Annotated in this window: 13 protein-coding genes; 5 read left to right on the top strand and 8 right to left on the bottom strand. The window is 71.4% G+C overall.

The features are described 5' to 3' along the window. The first annotated feature begins 77 nt into the window (after positions 1–77). The gene (locus tag ACFYXH_RS01690) at positions 78–1,268 is read left to right on the top strand and encodes a sigma factor-like helix-turn-helix DNA-binding protein (RefSeq protein ID WP_389559690.1); all 1,191 of its coding nucleotides are present in this window, start codon (positions 78–80) and stop codon (positions 1,266–1,268) included. 113 nt (positions 1,269–1,381) lie between these two features. Here the strand turns inward: ACFYXH_RS01690 and sucD are convergent, their stop codons facing one another. The 7 genes from sucD to ACFYXH_RS01655 form a co-directional block, all read right to left on the bottom strand. Continuing rightward, the gene (gene sucD, locus ACFYXH_RS01685) at positions 1,382–2,266 is read right to left on the bottom strand and encodes a succinate--CoA ligase subunit alpha (RefSeq protein WP_385303993.1); all 885 of its coding nucleotides are present in this window, start codon (positions 2,264–2,266) and stop codon (positions 1,382–1,384) included. A gap of 21 nt (positions 2,267–2,287) precedes the next feature. Continuing rightward, a complete protein-coding gene (sucC, locus tag ACFYXH_RS01680; protein ID WP_327325568.1) occupies positions 2,288–3,466 on the bottom strand; it encodes an ADP-forming succinate--CoA ligase subunit beta in 1,179 nt (392 codons plus the stop codon). A 401-nt stretch (positions 3,467–3,867) separates the two neighbouring features. After that, the gene (locus ACFYXH_RS01675; RefSeq protein WP_389559687.1) at positions 3,868–4,854 is read right to left on the bottom strand and encodes a hypothetical protein; all 987 of its coding nucleotides are present in this window, start codon (positions 4,852–4,854) and stop codon (positions 3,868–3,870) included. Between the two features lie 106 nt (positions 4,855–4,960). After that, positions 4,961–5,875, bottom strand: coding sequence for a hypothetical protein (locus ACFYXH_RS01670; RefSeq protein WP_389559685.1), 915 nt, complete (start codon positions 5,873–5,875; stop codon positions 4,961–4,963). A gap of 94 nt (positions 5,876–5,969) precedes the next feature. Beyond that, on the bottom strand, positions 5,970–7,262 hold the full coding sequence (locus ACFYXH_RS01665) for a VWA domain-containing protein (RefSeq protein WP_389559683.1): 1,293 nt from the start codon (positions 7,260–7,262) through the stop codon (positions 5,970–5,972). Further along, positions 7,259–9,838: a DUF5682 family protein gene (locus ACFYXH_RS01660; protein WP_389559681.1), complete on the bottom strand. Its 2,580-nt coding sequence runs from the start codon at positions 9,836–9,838 to the stop codon at positions 7,259–7,261. The genes ACFYXH_RS01665 and ACFYXH_RS01660 overlap by 4 nt, the downstream gene beginning before the upstream one ends. Next, a complete protein-coding gene (locus ACFYXH_RS01655) occupies positions 9,835–10,947 on the bottom strand; it encodes an AAA family ATPase (protein WP_389559679.1) in 1,113 nt (370 codons plus the stop codon). The genes ACFYXH_RS01660 and ACFYXH_RS01655 overlap by 4 nt, the downstream gene beginning before the upstream one ends. Before the next feature lie 129 nt (positions 10,948–11,076). Here ACFYXH_RS01655 and ACFYXH_RS01650 point away from each other — a divergent pair, with 129 nt between their 5' ends. Together ACFYXH_RS01650 and ACFYXH_RS01645 are read left to right on the top strand one after the other, a co-directional pair. After that, positions 11,077–12,426: an SWIM zinc finger family protein gene (locus ACFYXH_RS01650; protein ID WP_389559677.1), complete on the top strand. Its 1,350-nt coding sequence runs from the start codon at positions 11,077–11,079 to the stop codon at positions 12,424–12,426. 15 nt (positions 12,427–12,441) lie between these two features. Next, the gene (locus tag ACFYXH_RS01645) at positions 12,442–14,061 is read left to right on the top strand and encodes a DUF5691 domain-containing protein (RefSeq protein WP_389559675.1); all 1,620 of its coding nucleotides are present in this window, start codon (positions 12,442–12,444) and stop codon (positions 14,059–14,061) included. 674 nt (positions 14,062–14,735) lie between these two features. Here the strand turns inward: ACFYXH_RS01645 and ACFYXH_RS01640 are convergent. Further along, entirely contained in the window at positions 14,736–15,149 is a 414-nt protein-coding gene (locus ACFYXH_RS01640) for a cobalamin B12-binding domain-containing protein (protein WP_327325560.1), read from the bottom strand. Positions 15,150–15,530: 381 nt separating this feature from the next. Here ACFYXH_RS01640 and ACFYXH_RS01635 point away from each other — a divergent pair, with 381 nt between their 5' ends. Together ACFYXH_RS01635 and ACFYXH_RS01630 are read left to right on the top strand one after the other, a co-directional pair. After that, the gene (locus tag ACFYXH_RS01635) at positions 15,531–16,391 is read left to right on the top strand and encodes an esterase/lipase family protein (protein ID WP_389559672.1); all 861 of its coding nucleotides are present in this window, start codon (positions 15,531–15,533) and stop codon (positions 16,389–16,391) included. A 248-nt stretch (positions 16,392–16,639) separates the two neighbouring features. After that, the gene (locus ACFYXH_RS01630) at positions 16,640–18,295 is read left to right on the top strand and encodes a peptidoglycan DD-metalloendopeptidase family protein (protein ID WP_389559670.1); all 1,656 of its coding nucleotides are present in this window, start codon (positions 16,640–16,642) and stop codon (positions 18,293–18,295) included. Position 18,296: the final 1 nt, after the last annotated feature.

The following is an 18,296-nucleotide window of genomic DNA, read 5'->3' as shown; positions in this document are numbered from 1 at the left end:
CACGCGAATAGCCGTTGTGTCGCTCAATATACGTTTATGTACTTTTTCGCCGAGTGCAGCACTGAGGAGAGCCCCTCATGACTCAGCGCGCCCCACGCTCCACTTCCGCCGCTCCACTGCCCTCCCCGGAGGAACGGCGGATGCTGCGCGAGGCGAAGTCACTGACCGAGGAGCAGGTCGCCGTTGCGATCGGTGTCAGGCGGGCGACGATCAGGTCCTGGGAGGCCGGCCGTACCAGCCCGCGGGGGTCCAGGCGGGAGGCGTACGCGAAGCTGCTGGCAGCCCCCGGCACGGAGCCCGCGGAATTGTCCGTCACGACGGCCCCCTCCCCCTGGACCGAACCCGCCCCTCAGGCGGCCCCGGACCCGGAACCGGACCCGGACCGCACGGACAAAACCAACGCCCTCACCTCGTCACCCGCGGTCCGCGAAGCCCCCTGGCAGGACCCACCGCCACCACCACGCGCCGAGCTCACCCCCGCCGAAGCATTCGACGAGCTGTACTCGTACGTCGCCCCCGCTCTCGTACGCCAGACCTACCTGCTCACCGGCCGGCGCCGGCTCTCCCACGAGTCGGTCGAGCGCGCCTTCCACCTCGCCTGGCAGCACTGGCCCGAGGTCGCGCGCGACGGGGACCCCGCGGGCTGGGTGCGGGCCGTCGCGTACGAGTACGCCATGTCCCCCTGGCACCGGCTCCTCCGCGCCCACAACGAGCCCGATTCCCAGCCGCCCGCCGAGCCGGGCCGGCGCGCGCTGCTCGACGCGCTGCTGGAGCTGCCGCCGCCGTACCGCCGCACGGTGCTGCTCTACGACGGCCTGGGCCTCGGCCTGCCGGAGACCGCGGCCGAGACCGAGGCCAGCACCCCGGCCGCGGCGAACCGGGTGCTGCACGCACGGGCGGCCATCGCCGAGCGGCTCCCGGAGCTGAGCCAGGGGGCGGCGCTGCACGAGCGGCTCACGGACCTCGCCCGCGAGGGGCCGGCACCGGAGATGACTCCCGCCGTTGCCGTGCGGACGGGCAGTGAGCGGCGGGCCCGGTTCTGGACGCGGGTGGCCATCGCCGTCACCACGCTGATCGTGAGCGCCACGGCTTTCACCGTGGTCACCGCGCCGACGCGGTACGAGCCGCCGCTCGCCCCCGCCCAGCAGGTCGACGGCGGACCGGTGCTCAGCGGACCGCAGCTGCCCCAACGGGACACCGCGCTGCGCAAGCAGCTCCGCTCCCTGCTCGCGAACGGTCCCGAGCGACTCGTACCCCAGATCCGATAGCCCCGGCGGTACGCGAGTGGGCCCGCACCTCACCAGGAGGAGCGGGCCCACTCGTACGAACTGCGCACGGCGTACTGCTGCGTACTGCCGTGTGTACTGCCTTGTCGCGAAGGTCAGCCGGCGAGGATCGCGCGCGCCAGCTTGGCCGTCTCGGTCGGCGTCTTGCCGACCTTGACGCCCGCGGCCTCGAGGGCCTCCTTCTTCGCCTGCGCGGTGCCGGAGGAGCCGGAGACGATGGCGCCGGCGTGGCCCATGGTCTTGCCCTCGGGAGCCGTGAAGCCCGCGACGTAGCCGACGACCGGCTTGGTCACGTTCTTGGCGATGTAGTCGGCCGCACGCTCCTCGGCGTCGCCGCCGATCTCGCCGATCATCACGATCAGGTCGGTCTCGGGGTCGGCCTCGAACGCCGCGAGGGCGTCGATGTGCGTCGTACCGATGACCGGGTCGCCACCGATGCCGACGGCCGAGGAGAAGCCGATGTCACGGAGCTCGTACATCATCTGGTAGGTCAGCGTGCCGGACTTGGACACGAGACCGATGCGGCCGGGCTTGGTGATGTCGCCCGGGATGATGCCGGCGTTGGACTGACCGGGGGTGATCAGGCCGGGGCAGTTCGGGCCGATGATCCGGGTCTTGTTGCCCTTCGAGCCGGCGTACGCCCAGAAGGCGGCCGAGTCGTGGACCGCGATGCCCTCGGTGATGACGACGGCGAGACCGATCTCGGCGTCGATCGCCTCGACGACGGCGGCCTTGGCGAAGGCCGGCGGCACGAAGACGACGGAGACGTCGGCGCCGGTCTTCTCCATCGCCTCGGCGACGGAGCCGAAGACGGGCACCTCGGTGCCGTCGAAGTCGACGGACGTGCCGGCCTTGCGCGGGTTCACACCGCCGACGACGTTGGTGCCGTCAGCGAGCATGAGCTTGGTGTGCTTCATGCCGGTGGCGCCGGTCATGCCCTGGACGATGACCTTGCTGTCCTTGGTGAGGAAGATAGCCATGGTGTTGGAGTCCCTCGTCCCTTACTTCGCAGCCGCGAGCTCGGCGGCCTTGTCGGCCGCGCCGTCCATGGTGTCCACGCGCTGCACGAGCGGGTGGTTGGCGTCGGACAGGATCCTGCGACCCAGCTCCGCGTTGTTGCCGTCGAGGCGCACGACCAGCGGCTTGTTCACATCTTCGCCCTTGGACTTGAGCAGTGCCAAGGCCTGCACGATGCCGTTGGCGACCTCGTCGCACGCGGTGATGCCACCGAAGACGTTGACGAAGACGGACTTGACGTCCGGGTCGCCGAGAATGATCTCGAGGCCGTTCGCCATGACCTCGGCGGAGGCGCCGCCACCGATGTCGAGGAAGTTGGCGGGCTTCACGCCGCCGTGCGCCTCACCGGCGTACGCGACGACGTCGAGGGTCGACATGACCAGACCCGCGCCGTTGCCGATGATGCCGACCTCGCCGTCGAGCTTGACGTAGTTGAGGTTCTTGGCCTTGGCGGCAGCCTCGAGCGGGTTGGCTGCGTCCTTGTCCTCGAGCGCCTCGTGCTCGGGCTGGCGGAAGTCGGCGTTCTCGTCGAGAGACACCTTGCCGTCCAGCGCGATGATGCGGCCGTCGGCGACCTTCGCGAGCGGGTTGACCTCGACGAGGAGCGCGTCCTCGGCGACGAAGGTGTCCCACAGCGTCACCAGGACCTCGGCGACCTGCTCGGCAACCTCGGCCGGGAACTTCGCCTGGGCGACGATCTCGCGGGCCTTCTCGATCGTCACGCCGTCAACGGCGTTGACCGGAACCTTCGCGAGGGCCTCGGGGGTCTTCTCCGCGACCTCCTCGATGTCCATGCCGCCCTGGACGGACGCCATGGCGAGGAAGGTGCGGTTGGTGCGGTCGAGGAGGTACGAGACGTAGTACTCCTCGGCAATCTCGGGGGCGGTCTCGGCGATCATCACCTTGTGGACCGTGTGGCCCTTGATGTCCATGCCGAGAATGTCCGTCGCGCGGGCGACGGCCTCGTCCGGGGTGGCGGCCAGCTTCACGCCGCCGGCCTTGCCGCGGCCGCCGACCTTCACCTGGGCCTTGACGACCGACTTACCGCCCAGCCTCTCGGTGGCCTCGCGCGCCGCGTCAGGCGTGTCAATGACTTCACCGGCCAGCACCGGTACACCGTGCTTGGCGAAGAGGTCCCTCGCCTGGTACTCGAACAGGTCCACGCGCGTCCGTCCCTTTTCAGTGGTCTCGCGGTTCGTTTTCTGCGTGGGCGTGCCGCGAAGGGCAACGTGACTGCGCTGTCACTGAGGGAGGCGTACACGGTGTCCGGGTACGCGGCATGTCCGTCTCGCAGGTTATCCCCGTGGGCCCGAGGTCCCTAAATCGCAGATCACACCTGAGCGGTGATACCTGTCACAGATCGCACGGGTGGCCGCGTCGGACATGGATACGGGGCGGACACGGGGCGGGGTCCGAGCGGACGCAGAGAAGGTTGCCACTCGGTGCGGGACGGCAGGTTTACCGCTACGAACGGAATCGGGCGGCCCTCACCCCAATGAGGACCGCCCGGAAACATCGGACCCGCCTGTCAGATGCACTCCGTCACATGTGTCACAGGCTTGCGTCAGATGCCCTGCGTCAGGTGCGACACGTAGCCCGGGGTGGTCGAGGTGGCCACGCCCTGGACGCCGGAGACGGCGTTGCCCACGAGCGGCGTCGAGTCGGCCGTGCCGTACACGTGCTGCGCGAACGGCTGGACCTCGGAGGTGACATCACCGGCGAACGGCGTGGCATCGCCCACGACGCCCTGGGCCAGGGAACCAGTGCTGCCGCCGATGCCGTGCACGACCGGCTGGGCGTGGTCGACGACGGTCTCGACGAGCGGCTGGACCGCACCGACGACCCCGCCCGCGAAGGGCTGAACCTCGGAGACGACGCCACCGGCGAAGGGCTGGACCTCGCCCACGACGCCACCTGCGAACGGCGTCACGCCACCGACCACGCCCTGGGCGAAACCGTCGACGTCGCCGACCGCCTGACCGGCGACCGGGAGCACGCCGTTCACGGCACGGGCGGCGATGGGCGGCAGGGTGTCCTGCGCGGCGGCAGCGGCGAGCGGGGTGGCGGCGGCGACGGCGCCCTGTGCCTGGTAGTGGACCTGGGACGGGGCCTGCTCGGCGAGCTGCGGCGCGAAGGCGGCGAGCGGACCGAAGAGGTAGTCGATCTCGCTCTGGACGTCGGCCACGTCGGGGGTGGCCGGGACCTGGTACGCCGGGAGCTCGGCCTCGGCGTACTGGCGGGCCTGGGCGGCCGTGCCGGTGGCGGTGCGCTTGGCCTGGGCGGCCGTGCCCGTGGCCTGAGCAGCCCTGCCGGTGGCGGTGCGCTTGGCGTCGGCGGCGGCGCCCTTGGCGCCCTGGACGGCGTCGACGCCCTGGGCGTCCTTGACCACGTCGACGTCCTTGACGTCGTCGACAACGTCGGCCGCCTCGTCGGGCGCGGAGAGGGGTACGGAGACGTGCAGCTCGTCGGCGCTGGCCGCGGCGGTGCCGAGGGCCCACATGCCGGTGGCCGTGGCAGCGACGGCTATGGAACGGCGGATGTTCTTATGCATGCTTACGTCAATCCTTCGAATTCATTCGGCTGTCCGGAACTATCCGGTTGGCGGGCAGACCTGTCCCGCCCCCGCGCGGCAGGTCTTGAGCGGGGAAAGGACTGCCCTAGCCGGGGAATTCGAGGATGTCGCGCGGTCGTTCGCGGGTCGGCGCTTCGGCCGCGGCCCAGGCCACACCCGGTATGAGCGCGAACGGCGTGCCGTAGGGGCTCGTCGCCGCGTGCTGGTCTCCCTTACGCGGTGCGTGCGTCTCGCCGGACTGCTGCAATGCGCCGTGCGTGGAGTCGCAGGGCTTGCCGGGGACTTGAGCGGGCGCAGGCGCAGTTACCGGGCGCTCGTAACGGAATTCGGCCTGCCTGAAGCCAAGAGCCCTGTCGTACCCGCCGACCGGACCGACCGTGGTGGCGGTCGTGCCGGACCACCGGGCCGGGTTCGCGGAGTCCGCGGGGTTGTCGACCGTGAACCGGTCCGCGGAGTCGTCCACGGGCCGGTCGACGGGGAGCTGCGGCGTGAGTCCCTGATCCGCGCCGCCGCCCGGCGGCGGCAGCGGTACGGGCAGGAGCCCGTTCAGCGTCTCGGTGAGAGGCCCGGTCAGCGGCTGGGCCACTGGCAGTACGACGTCCCGCACGGTGTCCGCGGCCGGCTTCACCACATGGCGAACGGTCTGGACGGGCTGCGCGGCCTGGCCTGGCCGGCCGGGCTGCACGGGTTGGGTGGACTTGGCAGAGTCGACCGTGTCCGCGGCGTCAGCGGTGCCGACGTCGGTGGAGTCCGTTGCCACGCGCCGCAGTTCCCGCGCCGGGGCCGGCCCGGTCGGCGGCGCGACGCGCACCTCGGCGTCGGCCGACACCGCCGATTCCGGCATACCCGCCGAATCCGCCGCGTGCGCCTGGCCGCCGTAGAGAAGACCGAGGGTCATCAGTCCCCCGAGGAACAGCAGCACTTGCAGCGCACGCTGCTCGCCCGCCGCCCGGCGCAGTGCGCACAGAACGGCAGCAGAACGAGCAGCTGCGACGGTCACAGTGAGAGGAACCTTCTCGGTCGGCGGAAGTGGACCTTCCGCGGGGATCGGGACGATGCTCGCACGAGCCTCCCGGGGGGACGCAAGCCCCCTGTTACTGATGAGTCACCATGTCCGATATGGGCAGTGGTTTCTTCTCGATCGCGGCCGCCATCACATCCGGGAAAAGGTCCGGGGTACAGGCGAACGCCGGTGCGCCCAGGGCCGCCAGCGCCGCCGCGTGCTCGTGGTCGTACGCCGGCGTCCCCTCGTCCGAGAGCGCCAGCAGTGCGACGAATTGCACACCGGACGCCTTCATCGCCGCGACCCGCTTCAGCATCTCGTCCCGTATACCGCCCTCGTAGAGGTCGCTGATGAGTACGACGACGGTGTCGGCGGGGCGGGTGATCTGAGACTGGCAGTACGCGAGCGCTCTGTTGATGTCGGTGCCGCCGCCGAGCTGAGTGCCGAAGAGGACGTCCACCGGGTCGTCGAGCTGGTCGGTCAGGTCGACGACGGCGGTGTCGAAGACGACGAGTCGGGTGGCGATGGAGCGCATGGAGGCGAGGACCGCGCCGAAGACGGAGGCGTAGACGACGGACGCCGCCATGGAGCCCGACTGGTCGATGCAGAGCACCACGTCCTTCTTGACCGACTGGGACGCGCGTCCGTATCCGATGAGCCGCTCGGGAACGACGGTGTAGGCACCTTCTTTTTCGGGAATCGGCAGGTAGTTCTTCAGGTTGGCCCGGATGGTCCGGTCCCAGTCGATGTCCCGGTGGCGCGGGCGGTTGATCTTCGCGGACCGGTCGAGTGCGCCGGTGAGGGTGGACCTGGTGCGGGTCGCGAGCCGCTTCTCGAGATCGTCGACGACCTTGCGTACGACGGCCCTGGCCGTCTCCTTGGTCGTCTCGGGCATCGCCTTGTTGAGGGAGAGCAGGGTGCCGACGAGATGGACGTCGGCCTCCACGGCCTCCAGCATCTCCGGCTCCAGCAACAGCGTGGACAGGCCGAGCCGGTCGATCGCGTCACGCTGCATGACCTGGACGACGGAGCTCGGGAAGTACGTGCGGATGTCGCCGAGCCAGCGCGCGACGGACGGCGCGGAGGCCCCGAGCCCGGCAGAGCGGTTGCCGGTGCGGTTGCCCGTGCTGCCCTTGTCCTTGTCGGTGCCGTAGAGGGCGGTCAGGGCGCCGTCCATCGCCGCGTCGGTCCCGCTGAGCGTGCAGCCGGTTCCGTCGGCGGAGTCGCCGCCCAGGACGAGCCGCCACCGCCGCAGCCGCTCGTCCCCGGTTCCGGTGGCGCTTGTGCTTGCGGTTGCGCCTCCGGTTCCCGCTCCCGTGACGGCTTCGGTTGCGTTCCCGGTCGCGCTGTCGTCCGCGGTCTCGTTCTTTGTCGCCGTGCTCATCGGGCCACCCCCGCTAGGTCGTTGTCGTCGATTCCGAGGAGCAGATGCAGCACCGGCAGCACCGCGTCCGCCCGTGGCCCGTCGAGGCCGGGGCCGAAGCCGGGCATCGTGGACTCGCCGTGCGTGGGGCCGGACGCCGCCGCGGGTCCGCGCCGGACCAGCTCGCCCAGGGTGCGGCGCACGCCCGGTTCGTACGCGGAGAAGGTGCGGCGCAGCAGCGGCAGTACGTCGGTGAACGCGTCCGCCGGCACGCCGGTCAGCCAGGCGTCGACGAGTGCGAGCAGGCGCTCGTCGTGGACCAGGAGCATTCCGCCGCCGGACGCGCCGCCGACGAATCCCTCGATCCAGGCGGCCGCGTCGGCGGTCGGTGTGCCGGCCGAGAGCGCGAGGCCCATGAGCCGTGCGGCCTCGTCCTCCTCGAGCCGCCCGTCGTCCAGCAGCAGCCGTGCCGCCCTGCCGCGTATGACTCCGGGCACGGTGTCGCGGGCCGCGAGCCGATGCAGGACCGATCCCCAGCGCGCGATCAGTTCACGGTCCTTCGGCAACAGCCCGATCGCGGTGTGCACGCCGTCCAGATGGCCCCGCATCTCGGCCGCGCCGTCCGCGTCGAGTCCGGTGCAAGCGGGCGGCAGGCCGACGCAGATCCGCTCGGCAAGCCCGGCCGCGACCTCACCGAGCGCGGCCGTGTCCGTCGACCGCACGTCCCCGTACCGCAGCGAGCGGGCGAGCGCCGGCAGCGCCTGGGCGAGATGACCGACGTCGGCGTCGAGTGCGGCGCGGTCGGCAAGCGCCCGCATCACCACGGGCAGCGCGTCGGGCAGTTCGGCCAGCAGGCACTGTTCGGCGAGCGCGGTGACGTCGGCAAGGGCGGTCGCGGACACGGCCTTCGATTCGGCCTTCGCCGTGGCGGCGGAGAGCACGGTCGTGCCCCACACCCCGGCCTCCGCGACCTTGACGAAGAGCTCCGGCTCCCAACGCAGCCGCCAGCTCTCCCGGAAGGTGCCGGTGCTCCCCCGCCCCGTCACGGGCTCGCCCCAGCCGATGGAGAGCAGCCGCAGCCGGTGCAGTAGCCGGCTCTTCGCCGCGTCGGTCTCCTTACGCAGATCGAGCTCCAACTCCCGCTCCAGTGCCTCCGGTTTGAGCCGCAGACTGCGCTGGAGTCGGGTCAGATCGCGCTGCAGCGGCACGGCAGGCGCCGCGTCCGGCACCTCGCCGAGCACATCCCCGACGACGAGACGGTCCCGGATGAGGTCCAGCGGCACATCGGAGCCCTCGCACATCACGGCCCGTATCGCATCGGTCGTCTCGGTCAGCCCGGCGAGGGGCCTGCCGCGCATGGCGGCGAGGGTCTCGGCGAGCCGTACGGCCTCGATGACATGGGCGGAGGAGACCAACCTGTCCTCGTCACGCAGCAGCCCCGCGACCTTGGTCATCCAGCGCTCGACGGGCCGGTCGGCCGCGCCGAAGAGATGCCCGTACCAGCCGGGCGAGTCGATGCCGGCGCCGTATCCGCTGTGCCGGGCGAGTCTGCGGTAGGTCCAGGGCACCCAGGTCATCTCGGTCTTGACCTTGGGCAGCCCCTTGAGAAGAGCCCTGTCGGCGGCGACAGTGGTCTTCTCCTCGAGCGCGGGCACATGCCAGGCGCCGCAGACGACGGCGACGTCGTCCCCGAACTCCTTTCGTGCGGCCCGGAGCTGGATCCGCATATGGGCCTCGCGGGCGAGATCACGGTCGTGTCCGCCGTGCCCGTACGTCTCGCGCAGTGCGGCCATGGCGTCCCCGAGTGCGGCGAAGGGCGCGCGGGGATCCGCCGCGTCGGCTCCCGTACCGCGATGCTCGATGACGTCTTCCCACCACCGCTCGGGATCGTCGTATCCGGCCGTCTCGGCAAGCACGGCGATGGGATCGATCCGCAGCCCACGGGGGTCGGGCGCGCCCCGCTCGTCCTCGGGTCCTACCGTGCCCGCGCCGTCGCCTCCCTCCGCACCGGGCGTCCGCCCGTCGGGCGGCAGGGATCCTGTGGTCCCGGGCGCACCCGGTGTTGCCACCGGAGCACCGCTGCCCTCGGGCGCCTGCCCCGTAGGCGGTGCGACCCCGCTCGGCCCGCCCGTCCCCGGGCCTTCCGGGTGGACGCTGTCCGCCCCCGCTCCGGGTGCACCCGTCCCGGCACCGCTGCCCTCGGGTTGCTCGGCCCCCTCGGTTGAGCCTGGCTCGCCGTCGGCGGCGTCCGGGTTCGCCGTCTCCTCCTGCGCCGCCGACGCCAGCGAATGCGCCGCCGGAAGATCGATGAACCGGACCGGGACCCCGCGTCCCAGCGCCCAGCGGAGCGCCACCCACTCCGGGGAGAACTCGGCCAGCGGCCAGAACGCCGCCCGCCCCGGGTCGTCCACCGCGTGCGCGAGGAGCGCGACCGGCGGGCGCATCTGCTCGTCCGCGGCGAGCGCGAGCAGCGCGTCGCCCTCGGGCGGTCCCTCGATCAGCACGGCGGCGGGCGACGCCGCCTCCAGCGCGGCCCGGACCGCCCGTGCCGAGCCCGGCCCGTGGTGGCGGACGCCGAGCAGCAGGGGGCCGGTCATACGCTCACCTCGCGGCAGGCGCGGTAGAAGTCCTTCCACCCGTCCCGCTCGCGGACCACCGTCTCCAGGTACTCCTGCCAGATGACCCGGTCCGCCGCCGGGTCGCGTACGACCGCGCCGAGGATGCCGGCCGCCACATCACCGGGACGCAGCACGCCGTCCCCGAAGTGCGCGGCGAGCGCGAGACCGCCCGTGACCACGGAGATCGCCTCGGCCGTGGAGAGCGTCCCGGACGGTGACTTGAGCTTGGTGCGGCCGTCCGTCGAGACTCCGTCCCGCAGCTCCCGGAAGACGGTGACCACACGGCGGATCTCCTCCAGCCCCTCCGGCGCGGCCGGCAGATCGAGCGAGCGCCCTATCTGGTCGACGCGGCGCGACACGATGTCGACCTCGGCCTCCGGGGTGGCGGGCAGCGGCAGCACGACGGTGTTGAACCGGCGGCGCAGCGCGCTGGAGAGGTCGTTGACCCCGCGGTCGCGATCATTGGCGGTGGCGATGAGATTGAACCCGCGGACCGCCTGCACCTCCTGCCCCAACTCCGGGATGGGCAGCGTCTTCTCGGACAGGATCGTGATCAGCGAGTCCTGCACGTCCGCGGGGATACGGGTGAGCTCCTCGACCCGCGCGGTCATGCCCTCCGACATCGCGCGCATGACGGGGCTGGGCACCAGCGCGTCCCGGCTGGGGCCGTGGGCGAGCAGCTGCGCGTAGTTCCAGCCGTAGCGAATCGCCTCTTCCGGCGTGCCCGCCGTGCCCTGCACGAGCAGGGTGGAGTCGCCGCTGACGGCCGCGGCGAGATGTTCGGAGACCCAGGTCTTGGCAGTGCCCGGCACGCCGAGGAGCAGCAGCGCCCGGTCGGTGGCCAGCGTGGTGACGGCCACCTCGACGATCCGGCGCGGCCCCACGTACTTGGGTGTGATCACCGTCCCGTCGGGCAGCGTGCCGCCGAGCAGATAGGTGGCGACGGCCCACGGCGACAGCTGCCAGCTGACCGGCCGCGGCCGGTCGTCGGCCGCGGCGAGCGTCTTGAGCTCGTCGGCGAAAGCATCCTCGGCGTGCGGCCGCAGGGCCTCGGCGCCGGTGGCTGCGCCGGTTTCGGACACGGTCATGGATCCCCCTCCAGATCGGTTCCAGATTGTTCGACCCGATGTGAGTTCCACCGTGCACCATGCCACTGACAATCGACCGTCTCCGCAGGTCAGAGCCGATTGTCAGTGGTGGCCCGTAGCGTCGTACCCATGAATCAGCAGGGGGTGCGCTGGACGTCGGAACAGGTGCTGGCTCTGGCTCCTGACGACGTGTCACGCAAAGCGGGAAACAAACTCGGCGCGGCAGGGACGTGGTCCGGCGCGGGCAGCAGCGGCTCGGGAGCCGTGTGGGGCCTGTGCAAGGGGAGCGGGAGCAAGCCGTACCAGACAGTCGTCGACACCACGGGCCCGGCCTACAAGTGCAGTTGCCCGAGCCGGAAGTTCCCGTGCAAGCACGCGCTGGGACTGCTGCTGCTCTGGGCGGCGGACGAGGAGGCCGTACGCGGCTCCACGACGCCGGACTGGGCCGAGGAGTGGCTGGAAGGGCGCCGAAAGCGCACCACGGACAAGGAACAGAGCGACGCGGGCACAGGACAGTCCGCGAAGACCGCCGACCCGGAAGCGGCCAGGCGCCGGGCCGAACGCCGGGCGGGGCGGATCACCGCGGGGGCGACGGAGCTGGAGCAGCGGCTGGCGGATCTGCTGCGCGGCGGCCTGGCCGCGGCCGAGCAGTCGGGGTACGGACTGTGGGAGGAGACCGCGGCCCGCATGGTCGACGCGCAGGCGCCGGGACTGGCAGGCCGGGTGCGGGAGTTGGGCGCCATTCCTGGCTCCGGGCCCGGTTGGCCGGTGCGGCTGCTGGAGGAGTGCGCGCTGATCCATCTGCTGGACGCGGCCTGGCTGGGCATCGAGCGGCTGCCGGAGCCACTGGCCGCCACGGTCCGCACCCGGGTCGGCCTCACCTCCCCCGCCGAGGGCCCGCCGGTCCGGGACCACTGGCTGATCCTTGCCCAGTACGACTCCTCGGACGGCAAGATCACCACCCGCCGTATCTGGCTGTACGGGCGGGATTCCGGGCGGACGGCGCTGCTGCTCTCCTTCGGCGCGGCAGGCCGGTCCCCGCAGCAGGCGCTTCCGGTGGGGCTGATGATCGACGCGGAACTCACTCCGTACGCGGGCGCGGGGCAGCTGCGGGCGGACCTGGGCGAGCAGTTCGGCGCGCCCGTCGCGATCGCGTCACCGCCGCCGGGAGGGCGCACCGGGGCGGCTCTCGATGCGTACGGGCAGGCGCTGCGGGACGATCCCTGGCTGGACTCCTGGCCGGTGACGCTGAGCGGCGTCATACCCGTCCCGACGAGCCCAGGGTGGCAACTGGCGGACGCCGACGGCGAGACCGCGCTGCCCATCGCGCCCGCCGCGCTCGGCCGCTCCGGGCTGTTGAAGCTTGTGGCGCTCTCCGGAGGCGGACCGGTCACCGTCTTCGGCGAGTGCGGCCACCAGGGCTTCTCGCCGCTCGCCGCCTGGTCCGAGGACGGGTCCGAGACGGTCCCGCTCATCTGAATGTACGGAGGACCCATGACTGGCACCACCAGCACCTCACTCTGGGAAGAGCTCGTCACCTCGGCTCTTCTCGGCACCGACCGCCGTACGCCGCCGGCCGAGGCCACGACGCCGGGGAAGGACGCGCCGGCCGCGCTGCTGGACGCCGCGGCCCTGCAGACCGTACGGCGCAGGGCGGGGCTGCTGCCCGCACCTGCCGCCGCCCTCCCCGAGCCCGCGCCGCACGACGCGCGCCCGCAGCTGCCCGCGCCCGCCCGGCGCCGGCTCGCCCAGCTGCTGGCAGACCGGTCCGCCCCGTCCGCCGGGGGGCGGCGCGGTACGGCGCCGGATCTGACCGAGCTGCTCCCCCAGTGGCTGGCCGCGGCCAACGAGCGCGAGTACCAGGCGCCGGCGTCCGTTCTGCCCGCGCTGCTCGACGCGGCCCGTGCGCGTACGGATCTGCGGCCGCAGGCCCTCACCTTCGCCGGGCCGCGCGGGCTGTGGCTCGCCCGGCTCAGCCCGGAGTGGAAGTTCGCGCTGCGCGGCGCGTCCGGCGGCGCCACGCTTCCGGACACTGGTGACGCGGAGGCCGTCCAAAGCCTCTGGGAGGAAGGGCTGTTCGCCGAGCGGGTCGCGCTCCTGGCCGCCGTACGGGCGCACGACGCGGGTACGGCGCTGGCGCTGCTGGCCGCGACCTGGTCCACGGAGCGCGCCGAGGATCGGCTGATGTTCCTGGACTCATTGCGTACGGGACTGTCCGACGCGGACGAGGCGTTCCTGGAAAAGGCCCTGTCCGACCGCAGCCGCAATGTCCGCTCCACGGCCGCCGAGTTGCTCTCGGCGCTGCCTCACTCCGCGCTCGCCGGGCGGATGGCGGCGCGGGCGGCGTCGTGCATCAGCCTCGACCGCAGTGGTGACGGAGCCGATGCGGCGATAGTGGTGGAGGCGCCGCACGAGTGTGATGCCGGTATGCAGCGCGACGGTGTGGTGCCGAGTCCGCCGTCGGGACGGGGCGAACGGTCCTGGTGGCTGGGCCAGTTGGTGGAGGCGGCGCCACTGGCCACCTGGCCGGGGCGGCTCGGCGGGCGTACGGCCGATGAGCTCGTCGCGCTGCCCGTCGCCGACGACTGGGGCGACGAGCTGCACGCGGCCTGGTGCCGGGCGGCGGTACGGCAGCGGGACGCGGAGTGGTCCCGGGCCCTCCTCGGCGCACCGGGCACCCCGCCGGAGACCGGCCCCGGCACGACGTCACTCGCCGAGCGGGCGAAGCTGCTCGCGACGCTGCCGGCGGGTGAACGGGCGGGCTGGGTGGCGGAGTTCATCGCGGCGCACGGCCTGTCGGAGGCGTTCCAGCTGCTGGGGGTCTGCGGGGTGCCGTGGTCGGAGCCGCTGGGCCGTTCGGTGGTCGACGCGCTCGACATCGCGCGGGACGCGGGGAGCTACCCCTGGAGCTTCAGCGGAGTGATGGGCCTGGCGGAACGCTGCCTGGCCCCGGAGGAGGCGAGCCGCCTGGAGATACTCACGGCCACGCCTGACGAGCCGGAGGGCGCGTCACCGGGCGCGGGTGGTTACTGGTCGGAGGCGTTCCAGCGCCTGGTCTCGACACTGCGGCTGCGAGCGACGATGACGGCGGAGCTCCGGGGCCCGGCGGGGTAGGGAGCGGGTGGGGGCGCGGTCACGCTCGGGATGCGGGCCTTTTTGCTCCCCCACCCCGCCCCTTCCTGAAACTGGGGGCTCCAGTCCCCAGACCCCACCCCCTGCCAGGGGAAGGACTACGTGGGGGCTGACGCCCCCACACCCCTGAGCGGCAGCTTCGTCAGTTGCTCGGTCACGTGGTGAGCGTGGGCCGGGGGCGTTGTTCGGTTGCTGTCTGTGGGTGGTTTCCTCCGGCGAACCGCTGTACCCCCGCGGCGAGCGGTCTTGTCCCGTCCGGTGGGGAGGTGCCGTCAGTGATCGGTCATGTGGCCGGGGTGGGCCGGGGGCGTTGCTGGTTGCTGTCCGGTGGGTGGTTTCCTCCGGCGAACCGCTGTACCCCCGCGGCGAGTGGTCTTGTCTCGTCCGGGTGGGGAGGGGCCGTGCAGGGTCGGCCCCGCAGGGGATTGGCGGCAAAACCGGGGTCACGCACCAAGACCCTGTACGCCGCCGACCCCGAGGAGTCGAGCCCGGAGGGGCACCGGAGCCCGCACCCGACAAGAGCGCGCACCCCGCAGCCCGGGCAACACGCGCGCCCGCACCCGACAAGACCGGACGCCCCCGCCGGAGGCAACCCGCACCCCAAGCCCGGGCAACAAGCACCCGCACCCCCCGGCCCGGGCAACGCGACGGAGGCGTCACGCCCCCGCAGGCTGGCGGACGTTTGCGTTGACCCAGTCGACGATCGACGCCGTCGTCGCTCCCGGCGTGAAGATCTCCGCGACGCCCTTCTCCTTCAGCGGAGCAATGTCCGCCTCCGGGATGATGCCGCCGCCGAACACCTTGATGTCCTCCGCCTCGCGCTCCTTCAACAGCTCGATCACCTTCGCGAACAGCGTGTTGTGTGCCCCGGACAGGATGGACAGGCCGATCGCGTCGGCGTCCTCCTGGATCGCCGTGTCCACGATCTGCTCAGGAGTCTGGTGGAGCCCGGTGTAGATGACCTCCATACCCGCGTCGCGAAGCGCCCGCGCGATCACCTTGGCCCCGCGATCGTGGCCGTCGAGACCCGGCTTGGCCACCACCACACGGATCGGACCAGTCACACCCATCACTGCCTCCACATACCGACTGCGCCGCCACGGGCACGGGTCCCGCACCGACCAAGGTCCGGGAAAGTGAACGAACGTTATCTCCAGCATCCCGCAACCCGCCGTTTCACGGTGGATAGGGAGGGGGAAATCACACGTGGGACATGTTCGCTATGCGTCGTACCCGCATCACGCGGCACACAAGCCGCAGCGGGAACGGTCGCACGGGGAGCCGCTACAGGGTCGTCGCAGCACCGCGCCGTCAGCCGCACGGCACGGTGCTGCGACCCCTCCGACACCGGCCCGGCACGGGCACAGAGCCGTAAAAGAGCCTGAGCGGCGCCCCATGAGGGCACAACGGGGGACAGAGCCGTCTCCGGCGTGCCATTCGGGAGGTCGGCCATGAAGGTCTTGCCCTTCTTTCCGCTGTGTCTGCGCCCCGTGCGACACCTAAGAATCTCGGCCGCGCTGCTTCGGGCCACCGCCCTCGAGCTGGCGATCCTCGCCGGGCATCTGCTCCTCTACCCTTCCGGCCTCACCCCGGAGCGCCGCACCCCCGACCACCCCGGACCGAGGAACGCCGAGCTGCCGCCCCAGGCCGCGGCCCTGCCGACCACCGCAGGCCCCTCACACCCGCCCGCCGTACTGCTCCACGGTTTCGTCGACAACCGCTCCGTCTTCGTTCTGCTCCGCCGCTCCCTCGCCCGGCACGGCTGGCACCATCTCGAGTGCCTCAACTACTCCCCTCTGACATGCGACATCCGCGCCGCCGCCGATCTGCTCGGCCGGCACATAGAGGAGATCTGCGCGCGTACGGGGCATCGCGAGGTCGACATCGTCGGGCACAGCCTCGGCGGTCTGATCGCCCGCTACTACGTACAGCGCCTCGGCGGCGACCAGCGGGTACGCACCCTGGTCACGCTCGGCACCCCGCACTCGGGCACCGCCGTCGCCCCGCTCGCGAGCGCACATCCCATAGTTCGCCAGATGCGTCCGGGATCCGCCGTGATCGAGGCGCTGCGCGCGCCCGCACCCGGATGCCGTACCCGTTTCGTCAGCTTCTGGAGTGACCTCGACCAGATAATGGTCCCGGTCGAGACGGCCTGCATCGACCATCCGGACCTCATCGCGCAGAACGTGCGCGTAAGCGGAATCGGACATCTCGCCCTGCCGGTCCACTCCGCCGTCGCGACCGGCATCCGCCAGGCGCTCGAATCGAGCGAGTCGGAGGCAGGCACCTCGGGAGCCGTCTCGGTCGCCTGATTCGGCGCCCGATTCAGCGTCCGACCAGGTAACCGCACGTCGAACACATTTCGAACGTAGGGCCAAAGCTGTGCCCACAGTTCCCCGAAACACGGCCGAATGCCCGTTTCCTGATTGCCTAAAACCTGCGGAAGATTGTCGCCGTCGCATACCGCCGGGTACAGTCGCGCCACTGCTTTCCCTCTGGGGCTCCCCGCTCTCCCGGGCCCCGGAACCCAGGTCCTGCTGCCGAGGCGAGAGAGAAGTTGGTGAACGACCAGCACGCCCACGCCGGGTACGTCGGACACGACGGGTACTCCACTGGCGGCTACGACGCCGACCCCCTCTTCGGCGCCCTTCCGGGCAGCCACGAGGCGAACCACAGCGGTCAGTACGACAGCAGCCAATGGGACACCGGGTCTCACCAGGCCCCCGGTTACGACGTCTACGCCACGCAGCAGGCCCAACAGCCTCAGCAGACGCAGCAATTCCCGCAGTACGACGCGACAGGTCAGTACGACACCACAGGTCAGTGGGACAACACGGGCCAATGGGACACGACCGGCCTGCACGACACCACCGGTCAGTACAACAACACGGGTCAGTACGACACGACGGGTCAGTACGACACCACAGGCCAGTGGGACGCCACAGGCCAGTGGGACGCCAGCGCCTGGAACCAGACCGCGCAGACCGGTCAGTACGAGACCGCCGCGGCCACCTTTGCTTACGACGCGACCGGCCAGTGGGCGGCGCCCGCCTTCGACACCGGCACATACGACGCCACCGCCTGGAACACGGGCGCGGAGGCCTTCGTACCGCGACAGTTCACGCCGGAGCAGGAGTTCAGCCCCGCACCCGAGTTCACGGTCGACACCGGGTACGAGACCGGCTACGAGAACCCGGCCGAGTACACGACCCAGCACCAGCCGGACTTCCAGACCGAGGCCCACTTCCAGCCGGAGCCTCAGCCCGACTTCGACACCGACACCGACACCGAGTTCGAGACGGAGTTTGAGGCCGGGTTCGAGGGGGAGTTCGACACCGAAGCCGAGCCCGCAGCCGAACTCGACCACGACTCCGACCTCGACTCCGAGGCTGAGGCCGAGTTCGAGCCGTCAGCCATCACCCCCGTCACACCCGTCACGCCCCGCCCCGTCCGCCGTTCCGGCGGAAGCCGAGGCCGTCGCCGCACCCCCGCCAAGCGCTCGGCCCTCCTCACCGTCGCCGTGCCCTCCGCCTGTGTGATGGGCGTCGCCGGTATCGCCGCCGCCTCCGTCGGTGGCCTCGCCGACAGCGGCAGCAACACCAAGGACGACACGACCAGCCTGGCGGCCGCCGATCCGGCCTCCGTCAAACCCGTCGCCGCCAACAACAAGATGGACACGCAGCTCGCCGCTCTCAGCGCCGACGCCCGCGACTTCGGCGACCGTGCGTCGCGCACCCAGGAACGCCTCGATCTCAAGGCGCGCCAGGAGGCGGAGAAGAAAAAGCGCGAGGAAGAGGCGAAGCGCCGCGAGGCCATGCGCCCCAAGTTCGTACTGCCGGTGAAACAGCAGGGCCTGAGCGCGTACTACGGCCAGGCCGGCGTCAACTGGATGTCCGTGCACACCGGCATCGACTTCCCGGTGTCGTACGGCACCGAGGTGATGGCCGCGACCGACGGGACCGTCCGTACGCAGTGGAACAGCGCCTACGGCAACATGGCCATCGTGACCGCGCCCGACGGCACCGAGACCTGGTACTGCCACCTCAGCAGCACCAAGATCCGCTCCGGTTCGATCAAGGCCGGTGACGTCATCGCGTACTCGGGCAACTCCGGCAACTCCACCGGACCGCACCTCCACTTCGAGGTCCGGCCAGGCGGCGGCTCGGCGATCGACCCGCTGCCGTGGCTTCGCAGCCACGGCCTCGACCCGACGTAAC

The sequence above is a fragment of the Streptomyces sp. NPDC002730 genome, assembly GCF_042888805.1.
Lineage (GTDB): Bacteria > Actinomycetota > Actinomycetes > Streptomycetales > Streptomycetaceae > Streptomyces.
The sequence above is the reverse complement of the archived record's forward strand: the minus strand, read 5'-3'. Positions and strand labels throughout refer to the sequence as shown.